We start from the raw sequence: 12700 nt of genomic DNA, 5'->3' as shown, positions 1-12700 counted from the left end.
CGCGCCCCGGCCCGCGTTCCATTTCCCGCAACAATCCGTCCCGGAATGCGGGTCTGGTCACCGCCGGACAGGAGGGCCACGTTAGCCCGGACGCCGCCTCACCCCCCCCGACCTCCCGGGCGGCCCAAGATCGCAAGGACGAGACGATGACCAAGGTTCTGGTGCTCTATCACTCCATGTACGGCCATATCGAGACGATGGCCGGCGCCGTCGCCGAGGGCGCCCGCCAGGCCGGCGCCCAGGTGGACGTGAAGCGCGTCCCCGAGACCATGCCCGAGGAGGCCTTCAAGGCCGCCGGCGGCAAGTGGGACCAGGCGGCGCCGATCGCCAGGCCCGAGGAGCTCGCCGACTACGACGCCGTCATCATCGGCACCGGCACCCGCTTCGGCAACATGGCCGGCCAGATGCGCACCTTCCTCGACCAGACCGGCGGTCTGTGGGCGAAGGGCGCGCTGATCGGCAAGGTCGGGTCGGTGTTCGTCTCGACCGCCACCGGCACCGGCAACGAGTCGACGGTGCTGAGCACCCACATCACCCTGCTGCATCACGGCATGGTCGTGGTGGGCGTGCCCTTCTCGACCGCCGAACTGGGCATGGTCGACGAGGTCCGCGGCGGCTCGGCCTACGGCGCCGGCACGCTTGCGGCCGGCGACGGTTCCCGCCAGCCGACCGAGCGCGAGCTCTCCGTGGCCCGCCAGCAGGGCGCCCATGTCGCCACCGTGGCCGCGAAGCTCGCCGAGGGCGAGAAGGCCCTGGCCGAGGCCGCCTGAGCCTCCGGCCGCATCGAGACGATCCGACGAGGGGCGGTCCGCCGGGCCGCCCCTTTTGCATGCGGGGACCGCGGGGACGCCGGGCGCGGCGCCGCCGTCTCTGGACCCCGGCGCCCGGCCGGGGGCAGGATCGCCGCCCCTCCGACGATCCGGGACGCCCCCCATGAGCTCCGCCCCCGCCTTCGACCGCAGCCTGGCCGAGCGCTACGACGCGCGCAACCGGCCCCTCGCCCCGATCTCCCAGGCGCTGCATTTCCTCTCCGGCCTGGCGCTGGTCGGGGCCCCGCGGGAGGCCCGCGCGCTGTGCGTGGGCGTCGGCACGGGGGCCGAGATCCTGGCCCTGGCCCAGGCGCGGCCCGAGTGGCGCTTCGTGGGCGTCGATCCCTCGGCCGAGATGCTGGCGGTCTGCGCGGACCGGCTGCGCGAGGCGGGCCTCGCCGAGCGCTGCACCCTGGTCGAGGGCCATGTCGCCGACGCCCCCAAGGGTCCGTTCGACGTGGCGCTGGCGATGCTGGTCGCGCATTTCGTCCCCGACGCCGAGCGGGAGGGCTTCTACCGCGAGATCCACGCCCGCCTGGTCCCCGGCGGGCGCTACGTGGGGGCCGAGATCTGCGCCGACCTCTACGCGCCGGAGTTCCCCGGGATGCTGGCCGACTGGGAGCAGGTGCAGCGCCTGATGGGCGCGGGCCCCGAATCGCTCGCGGACCTGCCCCGGACCCTGCGCGACAGGCTCGGCGTGCTGACGCCCGAGCGGACGGCGGCCTGCCTGCAGGCGGCGGGCTTCTCCCGCCCGGTCCCGTTCTTCCAGGCCGTCCTGATCCGGGGCTTTCACGCCGACGCCTGAGCGGCGTCAGGCGCTTGCGCTTCCCCCGGCGGCGCTTACTCTGGGTCAGACCGTCCCCGCGCCGCGGGGCGCCCCGCGCCTCCTTGGCCCTCCCCGACCGGGGCGCGCGCCAGACAGGATGTCCACGATGAGCGACGCCGCCCGATCCGCGCCTCCCGAGGCAGGCCCCCCCCGCGCAGGCCCGCCCTGGATCGATCCGGGCATCCAGAGCCGGATCGCCTGGCGCGACGGCGACGTGGTGATCTCGGTCCCGCCCAAGAGCGGCACCACCTGGACGATGAACATCGTCCACCAGCTCCTCGCCGGGGCCCCTTCGGAGTTCCGCGACATCTACGAGGAAGTGCCCTGGATCGAGTTCCTCGCCCACCCCGGCGAGACGCCCCAGGACGTGGCCGACCGGGTCGCGGCGATGCCTGCGACGGCGAGGCGCGCCTTCAAGACCCACTCCGCCCCGCCCGACGCGCCGTTCCTGGCGCCGGGGTCGGGGCGGGACGTCAAGTATGTGGTGGTGTTCCGCAATCCCGAGGAGGCGATCGTCTCCTTCCGCCCGTTCCTCGAACAGCACTCCGACGCCTGGTTCGCCCTGTGGGGCATGCCGCGCGAGGCGCTGTGCCGGCCGGACTTCCCCCGCTTCTACGCCGAGGTGGTCGACGCCCATGGCATGCAGGGCGCCTTCTTCGGCTTCCTCGCCGCCTGGTGGCCGCTGCGCCATGAGCCCAACGTGCTGTTCCTGCACTTCTCGGACATGAAGCGGGACCTCGAAGGCTCGGTCCGCCGCATCGCCGGGTTCCTGGAGGTCGAGCCGGATGCGCAGACCTGGCCCCGGGTGCTCGAGCACGCCTCCTTCGCCTGGATGAAGCGGCACGAGGACAAGTTCGAGGCGCGCAGCGCCGGCGAGGTGCGGATTCTCGAAGCCGGCGCGATGATCCGCAAGGGCGAGACCGGACAGGCCGCGGCCGAGGGCATGACCCCCGAGATCTCGCGCCACCTGCGCGAGGTCGGGGGGCGGATCTGCCCCGACCCGCAGGCGGTCGCCTGGCTCTACGAAGGGGGCCCGCTGCCCTGAGGCCTCCGGCCCGTCCCGGTCCCCGTCGCCGCCCCGATCCCCGCCCCCGTCGCCGGGGGCGGGCCGGGGCGCGGACGGCTCAGGCGGCGGCTTCCAGCATCGCCTTGCCCTTGGCCATCGCGGCGCCCAGCGCGGGGCGCGACATGGCGCGGTCCTTGTAGGCGGCCAGTGTCTCGGTCAGCGGCCACTGGAACATCCGCTCCCCCCAGCTCAGCGTGTGGGCGGCGAGGATGTCGGCGATGGTGAAGGTCTCGCCCATCAGCCACGGCCCCTCGCCCAGCAGCCGCTCGAGCCGCTTCTGCGCCAGCTCGAACTCGAAGGCGCAGGTGGGCTTCACGGGCGAGCGCTTGTCCTCGGGGTGGATGAAGTCGTTCTTGGCCGCCGTCCAGCAGGCGCCCTCCAGCTCGTCCACGATGAACTGGGTGATCGCGTCCTGGCGCCCGCGCTCGAGCGAGCCGGCGGGGAAGGTCAGCGCCCCGTGGCGGTCGGAAAGGAAGGTCACGATCGCCACCGAATCGGGGATCGGCGTGCCGTCGACCAGCAGCACCGGGGCCTTGCCGGTGGCGTTGACCGCCAGCATCCGCTCGGTCTGCGGGGCCACCGCCTCCAGCGTCCAGTCCTGGCCCAGCTCTTCCAGCGCCCACATCGCCCGCAGGCTGCGGTTCCGCGGATTTCCGACGATGGTGTACATGCGCGTCTCCTCCCTCTCGCCCCGCCGCGGGGGCCGTTTTCCTCCGCACGGGACGGCGCCGCCGCGCCCGCGTCAAGCGGGGCGAGGGCCCGGCGCCGGCGAACGTGATCCCGCAGGGCCCGGGCGGGCGCGGCCGCCGGCCCTGCGCCCTTGCCCGCCCCCCGCCCCCGGCGCCATAAGGCGGGCGCAACGCAAGGGAGCCGCCGCCGCGTGACCGACACCCCGACCCCCCGCCTGCCGCACCGCCACCTGCTGGGGATCGAGCAGCTGTCCCCCGCCGACGTGACCGCGATCCTCGACCGGGCCGAGGACTACGTCGCGCTGAACCGGGCGCGGGACAAGAAGAAGTCCACCCTGCGCGGCCTCACCCAGATCAACCTGTTCTTCGAGAACTCGACCCGCACCCAGGCGAGCTTCGAGATCGCGGGCAAGCGGCTGGGCGCGGACGTGATGAACATGTCGGTGCGCACCTCCTCGATGTCGAAGGGCGAGACGCTGCTCGACACCGCCGCCACGCTCAACGCCATGCACCCCGACCTGATCGTGGTGCGCCACCAGCACTCGGGCGCCGTGGCGCTGCTGGCGCAGAAGGTGGACGCGTCGGTCATCAACGCCGGCGACGGGCGCCATGAGCACCCGACCCAGGCGCTGCTCGACGCGCTCACCATCCGCCGCCGCAAGGGCCGCCTGCACCGGCTGACCGTGGCGATCTGCGGAGACGTGGCGCACAGCCGCGTGGCGCGCTCGAACATGATCCTGCTGGGGATGATGGAGAACCGGGTGCGCGTGGTCTCCCCGCCGACGCTCCTGCCCCCCGAGATCGACCGCTACGGCGTCGAGGTCTTCCACGACATGGAGAAGGGGCTCGAGGGCGCGGACGTGGTGATGATGCTCCGCCTCCAGCAGGAGCGGATGGAGGGCGCCTTCGTCCCCTCGCAGCGCGAGTACTTCCACCGCTTCGGCCTCGACCACCGCAAGCTCGCCTGCGCCAAGCCCGACGCCATCGTCATGCACCCCGGCCCGATGAACCGCGGCGTCGAGATCGACGCGCTGGTCGCCGACGACCCCGAGCGCTCGGTGATCGGCGAGCAGGTGGAGATGGGCGTCGCGGTGCGCATGGCCGTCCTCGAACTGCTGGCCGAGGCGCAGGGGACCGCCGCGTGACCTCGCCCCCCGACGACCAGCCCCATCCCGAGCAGGAGGCCTGGGCCCCGTGGCTCGAGCCCGGCGAGCGCCTGCTGTGGGTGAACGAGCCGGACAAGCGCTGGATGACCCGCGGGGACTGGATGATCCTGGCGCTCGCCTCGCCGGTGCTGCTGATGATGGCGGTGCTGCTGGCCATTCCCGGCCTGCGCAGCGGGGACGACGCGGTCTGGATCGTCGCAGGCGTCGTGGCGGCGGGCGGTCTCGCGGGCTGGAAGCTGTGGGAGCGGAGCGTGCGCCGCGGCACGCGCTATGCGCTGACCGACCGCCGCGCCCTCGCGGCGACGCGCTGGCCCGACCAGCGGATCCGCTCGATCCCGCTGACCGAGGGCTCCGCCCCCGCCCTCGACGCCGGCTTCGGCATGGTGACCTTCGGCGACCCGCCGCCCCGGGGCCGAGGCTCGGAACTTCGCCGCTGGACCTGGCGCAAGCCCTGGCTGATCTTCGACGACCTGGCCCTGCCCGAGGCCCGGTCGGTCCACGCCCTCGCCACCGCCGCCCGCAAGGGTCTGGAGGCGAGCTCCGCGACGCGAAACGGAAGCGTTCCGACATGACCACGACCCTGCTGCGCGACGCCCTGCTGATCGACCCCGAGGCCGGGACCGAGACCCGCGGCGACCTGCTGATCGAGGACGGCCGCATCGCCGCCGTCGGCGACGCGGGCGCGGCGAAACCCTCGACGGTGGTCGACTGCGCCGGCCGCGCCCTCGCCCCCGGCATCGTCGACCTGTCCGTCTACGTCGGCGAGCCCGGCGCCCGCCACCGCGAGAGCTACCGCACCGCCGGCCTCGCCGCCGCCGCCGGCGGCGTCACCACGCTGGTGGTGCGCCCCGACACCGACCCCGTCGCCGACGACCCCGCGGTGCTGGAGTTCGCCCTTCGCCGCGCCGCCGCCGTCTGCCCGGTGAACGTGAAGCTGATGGGGGCCCTGACCCAGGGCTGCGCCGGCAAGCGCATGTCCGAGATGGGGTTCCTCTCCGACGCCGGCGCCGTCGCCTTCACCGACGGCGACCACCCGGTCGCCGACCCCACCGTCTTCCGCCGCGCCCTGACCTACGCGAAATCCCTCGACGCGCTGGTGATCCACCACCCGCAGGAGCCCGTGCTCTCCGCCCAGGGCTGCGCGACCGAGAGCTTCTTCGCCGCCAAGTCCGGCCTGCCCGGCGTCCCCGCCATGGCCGAGCGCATGCAGCTCGAGCGCGACCTCGCGCTGGTCGAGCTGACCGGCGCCCGCTATCACGCCGACCAGCTCTCGACCCGCATGGCGCTCGAGGCGCTGGCGCGGGGCAAGCGGGCGGGGCTGAAGATCTCGGCCGGCGCCTCGGTCCACCACCTGACCCTCAACGAGCTCGACATCGAGCCCTACCGCACCTTCTTCAAACTGCGCCCGCCGCTGCGCGCCGAGGAGGACCGCCAGGCCCTCGTCCAGGCCGTCGCCGACGGGCTGGTGGACGTGATCACCTCGGCCCACCTGCCCCAGGACGAGGAGCTCAAGCGCCTCCCCTACGAGCAGGCCGCCCATGGCGCCGTGGGTCTGGAGACGCTGCTGCCCGCCGCGCTGCAGCTGGTGCATGCGGGGGCGCTGGACCTGCCGACGCTGTTCACGCGGCTCGCGCTGACCCCCGCCCGGCTGCTGGGGCTGGAGGCCGGGCGCCTCGCCCCCGGGGCGCCCGCGGACCTGGTGCTGTTCGATCCGGGCGCGCCCTGGGTGCTGGACCGGGCGCAGCTGCACTCGCGCTCCAAGAACACCCCCTACGACCTGCGCCGGATGCAGGGCCGGGTCCTGCGCAGCTTCGTCGCCGGCCGGCAGATCTTCGCGCGGGAGGCGCAGGCCGCATGAGCCGGATGATCCCCGAATGGCTGCGCGCCCTGCTGGGCGAGACCGCGGCCCCCGGCCTCGACGCGGCGCTGCCGTATCTGCTGGGCGCGCTGCTGCTGGGCTACCTGCTCGGCTCGATCCCGATGGGGGTGCTGCTCAGCCGCGCCTTCGGGCTGGGGGACCTGACCAAGGTCGGCTCGGGCAACATCGGCGCCACCAACGTGCTGCGCACCGGCAACAAGGCGGCCGCGGCGCTGACCCTGCTGCTGGACGCGGGCAAGGGCGCGGCGGCGGTGCTGATCGCCGGCATGTGGGGCCCCGACGCCGCGGTGCTGGGCGCCTGCGGGGCGATGATCGGCCACTGTTTCCCCGTCTGGCTGCGGTTCCGCGGCGGCAAGGGGGTGGCCACGATCCTCGGCTGCACCCTGGCGCTGAGCTGGCCCGCGGGGCTGGTGTGCCTCGCCGTGTGGCTCGGGGCGGCGGCGCTGACCCGCTATTCCTCGGTCGGCGGGCTGGCGGCGGCGGCGGCCTCGCCGCTGGCGCTCTGGGCCTTCGGGCGGCTGGAGGCGGTGGGGCTCTTCGTCCTGCTGGCCGCCCTGGTCTTCGCCAAGCATCACGAGAACCTCGGCCGGCTCGCGCGCGGCACGGAGTCGAAGATCGGCGCGAAGCCGCGCGGTTAACCCCGGCTTAACCCTGCCCGCGTCACCTGTCGGGATCGCCCGATAGGAGGCCCCATGCAGGCGCGCCTGGACCTGAAGCGTCCCGAACCGGTCGCCGTCCCGAAACCCTCGCAGGCCGAGGCGCTGGACGCCCTGCGCCTCGCGCGCAGCCGCAACGTCGGGCCCTCGACCTGGGTGCGCCTGGTGCGCCGGTTCGGCTCCCCTGCCCGGGCGCTGGAGGCGTTGCCGGATCTCGCCGGCCGCGGCGGGGCCGCGGGCGTGACCGTCGCCTCCATCGGCCAGGCGGAGCGGGAGGTCGAGGCCGGCGCCGCCGCCGGCGCGACCCTGCTGGTCTGGGGCCGGGCGGGCTACCCGGCGGCGCTGGCGCGCATCCCCGATCCGCCGCCGGTGCTGTGGGTGCGCGGCGACCCGGCCGCGCTCTCGCGCCCCTCCATCGCCATCGTGGGGGCCCGCAACGCCTCCGCCGTCGGGCTGCGCATGGCCCGCGCGCTGGCGGCCGACCTGGGGCGGCAGTGCCTGTGGACCGTCTCCGGCCTCGCGCGCGGCGTCGACGGGGCGGCGCATGACGCCGCCCTCTCGGTCGCCGACGAGGGCGGGGGCACGGTCGCCGCCGTCGCCGGCTGCGTGCGCGACGTCTACCCTTCCGACCACGCCGCGCTCGCCGAGCGCATCGCCCAGGCCGGCGCCGTGGTCTCCGAGGCGCCCATCGGCCTCGCCCCCCAGGGCCGTCACTTCCCCCGCCGCAACCGGGTGATCGCGGGGCTCTCGCGCGCCGTGATCCTGATCGAGGCCGCGGCCCGCTCCGGCTCCCTGATCACCGCCGATTTCGCGCTCGAGCAGGGGCGCGAGGTGCTGGCCGTCCCCGGCTCCCCCCTCGACCCGCGGTCCGAGGGGGGCAACGCCCTGATCCGCCAGGGCGCCACCCTCGTGCGCCACGTCGACGACGTGATCGAGGCGCTGGAGGCGGCGGCCTCGACGGTCCTCGACGATCCGGACGCCGCCACCGGCCTCCCCGCCCCGCAGGCCGAAGCCCCGGGCCTCGCCGAGCCCGACGCCCCCTTCGCCCGCTCCCCGCTCTCCGCCGCTCCCGACGACGCCGCCCTGCGCGCCCGGATCCGCGACCTGCTCGGCCTCGCGCCGGTGGAGGAGGACGAGCTCGCCCGCCTCTCCGGCGCCCCCCTCTCGGCGCTCGCCGACGTGCTGCTGGAGCTGGAGCTCGCCGGCCGGCTCGACCGCCGCCCGGGCGGCCTGGTGGCCCTGCTGCCGGAATAGCGCCCGGCCGGACGCGAAAGGCCCCCGCATCGCGGGGGCCCTTGAGGGCCGCGCGAAGGCGCGGCCCGAGGCGAAGGTCGGCCCGCGTCAGCGGGCGCCGCAGGACGGGCGGATCAGACCAGCTCGGCGGCGCGGGCGGCGGCGACGCGCAGGCGCTCGGCCTCGGCCCTGGCCTCGGCGAGCCGCTCGCGGTTCTCCTCGACCACCTCGTCGGGAGCCTTGGACAGGAACCCGGGGTTGGAGAGCTTCTTCTCGATCCCCGCGGCCTCCTTCTCGACCTTGCTCAGCGCCTTCTCCAGCCGCGCCTTCTCGGCCTTGCCGTCGACGATGCCGGCCAGCGGCAGCGCCAGCGCGCCCCCCGTCACGGGAATGGTCGCCGCGCCCTTCGGGGCCTCGGTCGCGCGCGAGAACCCCTCGACGCGGGCCAGCCGCTCGATCAGCGGCAGGTCCTCGGCGATGGCGGCCTCCAGCTCGGCGTCCCCGTCCACCAGCAGCAGCGCGAGCTTCGCCGAGGGCGGCACGTTCATCTCCGCGCGCACCGAGCGGATCGCCTCGATCAGCGACACCAGCCGGCCGACGCGCGCATCCGCGGCAGGGTCGGCCAGACCCGCGTCCAGCGCCGGCCAGTCCGCATGGATCAGCATCTTCGAGCGGGAGGCGATGGCGCCCCACAGCGCCTCGGTCACGTAGGGCATGAACGGGTGCAGGAGCTTCAGGCACTGGTCGATGGCCCAGGCGAGCGTCGCCCGGGTCTCGTCCTTGGCCGGCCCGTCCTCGCCCATCAGCAGGGGTTTTGCAAATTCGACGTACCAGTCGCAGACCACGCCCCAGACGTGGCCGTAAAGGGCGTTGGCGGCGTCGTTGAAGCGGTAGTCGGTCAGGGCCTGGTCGACGGTGGCGGCGATGCGCACGGTCTCGCCCACGATCCAGCGGTTGACCGGCGCCTGCACCTGGGCGGGGTCGAAGCCCACGACCGGCTTGCAGCCGTTCATCTCGGCGAAACGGGCGGCGTTCCACAGCTTGGTCGCGAAGTTGCGGTAGCCGGCGACGCGGGAGACCGCCAGCTTGATGTCCCGCCCCATCGCCGCCATCGAGGCCAGCGTGAAGCGCATCGCGTCCGCCCCGTACTCGTCGATCAGGTCGAGCGGGTCGATGACGTTGCCCAGGCTCTTCGACATCTTCTTGCCCTTCTCGTCGCGCACCAGCGCGTGGACATAGACGTCATGGAAAGGCGCCTGGGGACGGCCCTCGCCGTCCTTCATGAAGTGCAGGCCCATCATCATCATCCGGGCGACCCAGAAGAAGATGATGTCGAAGCCGGTGATCAGCACCGAGGTCGGGTAATACCGCGCCAGCTCCGGCGTCTGCTCGGGCCACCCGAAGGTGCCCTGCGGCCAGAGGCCCGAGGAGAACCAGGTGTCCAGCACGTCGGGATCGCGGGTCAGCTCGACCTCGCCCTCGTAATGGGCGCGGGCGGCGGCGAGCGCCTCGGCCTCCGACATCTCGCAGAAGATTTTTCCATCGGGCCCGTACCAGACCGGGATCTGGTGGCCCCACCACAGCTGGCGCGAGATGCACCAGGGCTCGATGTTCTCCATCCAGTGGTCGTAGGTCTTCACCCAGTTCGCCGGGTGGAAGGTGGTGCGGCCGTCATGGGCGGCGGCCAGCGCCTCCTTGGCGAGCGTCTTGGCGTCGACGAACCACTGGTCGGTCAGCCAGGGCTCCACCGGGACCTTGGAGCGGTCGCCATGCGGGACGACGTGCTGCTCGTCGTCGATGCCGTCGAGCCAGCCCTGCCCCTCGGCCAGGTCCACGATCGCCTTGCGGGCGACGAAGCGGTCGAGCCCCTCCAGCGCGAGGACCTCCGGCGAGGGCGAGGCGCCCTCGAGGAACTCGGCGTTGCCCTCGATGGTGATGGCGGCGCGCGAGGTCATGACGTTGATGCGCGGCAGGCCGGCGCGCTTGCCGACCTCGAAATCGTTGAAGTCGTGGGCGGGGGTGATCTTCACCGCGCCGGTGCCCTTGGAGGGGTCGGCGTGCTCGTCGGCGACGATCGGGATGCGGCGGCCGACCAGCGGCAGGATCACCGATTTTCCAATCAGGCCGGCATAGCGCACGTCGTCGGCAGCGACCGCGACGCCGGTGTCGCCGAGCATGGTCTCGGGGCGGGTGGTGGCGACGACGATGTAGTCGCGCTCCTCCCACGCCTCTGGGTCGTCGTCGTCGGGGGTCCAGGGGCGCAGGGTCGGCTCGCCGTCGATCTCCTCGCGGACCATCGGGTGGTCGTAGGTCTCGCCGTCGGCCAGCTTGTAGCGGAAGCGCCAGAGATGGCCCTTTTCCTCGACCTGCTCGACCTCGAGATCCGAGATCGCCGTCTCGAAATGCGGATCCCAGTTCACCAGGCGCTTGTCGCGGTAGATCAGGCCCGCGCGGTGCAGCTCGACGAAGACTTTTAGAACCGCATCGTGGAAGTTGCCGTCCTCGCCTTCCGGGGCGCCGGGCGCGCCGGACATTGTAAAAGCGTTGCGCGACCAGTCGCAGGAGGCGCCCAGACGGCGGAGCTGGTTGAGGATGGTCGAGCCGCTCTCGGCCTTCCACTCCCAGATCTTCGCCGTGAAGGCCTCGCGGCCCATCTCTCGGCGGCCGGCGTTGCCCTCGGCGGCCAGCTTGCGCTCGACCACCATCTGCGTGGCGATGCCGGCGTGGTCCTGGCCGGGCTGCCACAGGGTGTCGTAGCCCTGCATGCGCTTCCAGCGGATCAGGATGTCCTGCAGCGTGTTGTTCAGCGCGTGGCCGATGTGCAGCGACCCCGTCACGTTGGGCGGCGGGATCACGATCGAGAAGCTCTCGGCCCCCGGCTTCGCGTTCGCGCCCGCGGCGAAGGCGCCGGCCTCCTCCCAGCGGGCGTAGATCTCGGGTTCGGCCGAGGCGGCGTCGAAGGTCTTATCCATGGGCATGGCGCGGGCGTCCGGGTCGGGAATTCGCGAGGCGTGAGATGTCCCGGCGCTTCTATCCTGCGCGGCCCATGGGGGAAAGACCGCAAGGGCGCATCAGCCGTGCGGGGCCGCAAGCGCCGCCATCGGGAGCACCGGCAGGCGCGAATCCCGCACCATCAGTTGTTCGGAGAACCGGCTCTGCCCCTCGCGCCCGGCCCAGGCCTGGCCGAAGACGCCCTCGCCGTCGACCCAGTCGCAGTGCCGCCAGGCGCCGAACCAGGGGGCCGCGCAGGCGGCCGCCCCCTCCAGCCCCGGGCCCGGCATCAGGAAGCGGGCGCCCGAGGCGCGGTCCTCGCCGTCGAGCGGCACGTTGGCGCCGGGGAACACGAAGTCGCCCGGCGCGGGGGCGGAGGCGAGCTCGGCGTCGGTCGGCAGGCGCCAGCCCTCGGGTGCGGTCCGCTCAAGGTCCAGCCCCGCCAGCGGCGCCGGCACCGGCGCGGCCCAGGCCCAGTCGAGCCCGTCGCGCGAGATGTAGGCGGCGGCAGGCACCGGGCCGGCCAGCGCCTCGCCCTCCGGCATCGGCTGGGCGGGGCCCGAGGCGGCGGAGACGGCGAGCGGGGCCGCCAGCAGCAGGGCGAACAGGGCGGACGTCCGGGACGGGATCATGGGGGCCTCCGGTTTGGTGCACGGGGAGCCATGCAAACCGCGGGCCAGTCTTTCGCAATTGCAGCAAAATCGACGCGAACGACGCTGCATCGCAGCATCCATGTCGCGCCGGCGCCGCCCGCGGCGCAGGGAACGCGCTCGCGATCGGCGGGGCGGCCCGGTCGGACGGGGCGCTTTTGCACGATGGCGCCCCTTGCTTTATAAAGGGTGAAGCGTCGCGGCCGGGGGCTTTTCGGAGCCCCTGCCCGACGCCGGGACGCATCGGGTGGAAAGCCGTCGCGAAGTCGCCGGTTCGCCCTTGCGCTTTAAAGATTTCGGCGTATGTTCGCCGCTCGTTTTTCAAGCGGAGTCGGCCCCGTCCGTTCCTCCGGTCCGGGAAGCGGGGATGAGCCCCGCGGACCGGGGCGGCGCGGATGGGTCCGGCCTTCACGCGCGACGGGCGGACGGACACCCGCCCCAGAAGCTACGGAGGTCAGACCCATGGCGGTCCCCCAGAATCGCGTCACCAGCTCCAAACGCAACATGCGTCGCTCGCATGACGCCCTGTCGCCGTCCGCGCACGCCGAGTGCCCGAACTGCGGCGAGCTGCGTCGCCCGCACCACGTCTGCGGCGCCTGCGGCCACTACGCCGGCCGCGAGGTCGTCTCGATGGTCGAGGAGATCGACCTGGACGAGGCGTCCTGAGCGACGCGAGCGGCGCGCGCCCGTGACGGGCGCGCGGCCCCGGCCCGCGGCGCGCCCCTTCGCCTGACG

12 protein-coding genes are annotated in these 12700 nt (G+C 73.6%); 9 read left to right on the top strand and 3 right to left on the bottom strand.

The features are described 5' to 3' along the window. Window positions 1–146 precede the first annotated feature (146 nt). The 3 genes from wrbA to BM064_RS17650 all read left to right on the top strand — a co-directional run bounded on the left by wrbA (window position 147) and on the right by BM064_RS17650 (window position 2680). Window positions 147–770, top strand: a complete 624-nt coding sequence (gene wrbA / locus BM064_RS17660; protein ID WP_092861751.1) for an NAD(P)H:quinone oxidoreductase — start codon at window positions 147–149, stop codon at window positions 768–770. A gap of 163 nt (window positions 771–933) precedes the next feature. Continuing rightward, the gene (locus BM064_RS17655) at window positions 934–1614 is read left to right on the top strand and encodes a class I SAM-dependent methyltransferase (protein ID WP_092861749.1); all 681 of its coding nucleotides are present in this window, start codon (window positions 934–936) and stop codon (window positions 1612–1614) included. Between the two features lie 127 nt (window positions 1615–1741). Then, window positions 1742–2680: a sulfotransferase domain-containing protein gene (locus BM064_RS17650; protein ID WP_177236314.1), complete on the top strand. Its 939-nt coding sequence runs from the start codon at window positions 1742–1744 to the stop codon at window positions 2678–2680. A 79-nt stretch (window positions 2681–2759) separates the two neighbouring features. Here the strand turns inward: BM064_RS17650 and BM064_RS17645 are convergent, their stop codons facing one another. Next, window positions 2760–3371, bottom strand: a complete 612-nt coding sequence (locus BM064_RS17645) for a glutathione S-transferase family protein (RefSeq protein ID WP_092861745.1) — start codon at window positions 3369–3371, stop codon at window positions 2760–2762. Between the two features lie 210 nt (window positions 3372–3581). Between BM064_RS17645 and BM064_RS17640 the strand changes: the two genes are divergently transcribed. The 5 genes from BM064_RS17640 to dprA are packed head-to-tail and all read left to right on the top strand — an operon-like array spanning window position 3582 to window position 8345. After that, on the top strand, window positions 3582–4535 hold the full coding sequence (locus BM064_RS17640; protein WP_245779201.1) for an aspartate carbamoyltransferase catalytic subunit: 954 nt from the start codon (window positions 3582–3584) through the stop codon (window positions 4533–4535). Next, window positions 4532–5128, top strand: a complete 597-nt coding sequence (locus BM064_RS17635) for a hypothetical protein (RefSeq protein WP_092861740.1) — start codon at window positions 4532–4534, stop codon at window positions 5126–5128. The genes BM064_RS17640 and BM064_RS17635 overlap by 4 nt, the downstream gene beginning before the upstream one ends. After that, window positions 5125–6414 carry a dihydroorotase gene (gene pyrC / locus BM064_RS17630; protein WP_092861738.1) on the top strand — a complete coding sequence of 430 codons (1290 nt, stop codon included), beginning with the start codon at window positions 5125–5127 and terminating at the stop codon, window positions 6412–6414. The genes BM064_RS17635 and pyrC overlap by 4 nt, the downstream gene beginning before the upstream one ends. Continuing rightward, complete coding sequence (gene plsY / locus BM064_RS17625; RefSeq protein ID WP_245779200.1) at window positions 6411–7073, top strand: glycerol-3-phosphate 1-O-acyltransferase PlsY; 663 nt, start codon at window positions 6411–6413, stop codon at window positions 7071–7073. The genes pyrC and plsY overlap by 4 nt, the downstream gene beginning before the upstream one ends. A gap of 54 nt (window positions 7074–7127) precedes the next feature. Next, window positions 7128–8345 carry a DNA-processing protein DprA gene (gene dprA / locus BM064_RS17620; protein ID WP_092861736.1) on the top strand — a complete coding sequence of 406 codons (1218 nt, stop codon included), beginning with the start codon at window positions 7128–7130 and terminating at the stop codon, window positions 8343–8345. Window positions 8346–8458: 113 nt separating this feature from the next. Here the strand turns inward: dprA and BM064_RS17615 are convergent, their stop codons facing one another. Continuing rightward, window positions 8459–11302, bottom strand: coding sequence for a valine--tRNA ligase (locus tag BM064_RS17615; protein WP_218161070.1), 2844 nt, complete (start codon window positions 11300–11302; stop codon window positions 8459–8461). A 93-nt stretch (window positions 11303–11395) separates the two neighbouring features. Continuing rightward, on the bottom strand, window positions 11396–11947 hold the full coding sequence (locus tag BM064_RS17610; RefSeq protein WP_092861733.1) for a hypothetical protein: 552 nt from the start codon (window positions 11945–11947) through the stop codon (window positions 11396–11398). Between the two features lie 480 nt (window positions 11948–12427). Between BM064_RS17610 and rpmF the strand changes: the two genes are divergently transcribed. Next, window positions 12428–12631, top strand: a complete 204-nt coding sequence (gene rpmF / locus BM064_RS17605) for a 50S ribosomal protein L32 (protein ID WP_092861729.1) — start codon at window positions 12428–12430, stop codon at window positions 12629–12631. Window positions 12632–12700: the final 69 nt, after the last annotated feature.

This window comes from Albimonas pacifica (assembly GCF_900113695.1).
In the GTDB taxonomy this organism is placed as follows: Bacteria; Pseudomonadota; Alphaproteobacteria; order Rhodobacterales; family Rhodobacteraceae; genus Albimonas; species Albimonas pacifica.
Note: the sequence above shows the minus strand (reverse complement) of the source record. Positions and strands in the feature narration are given on the sequence as shown.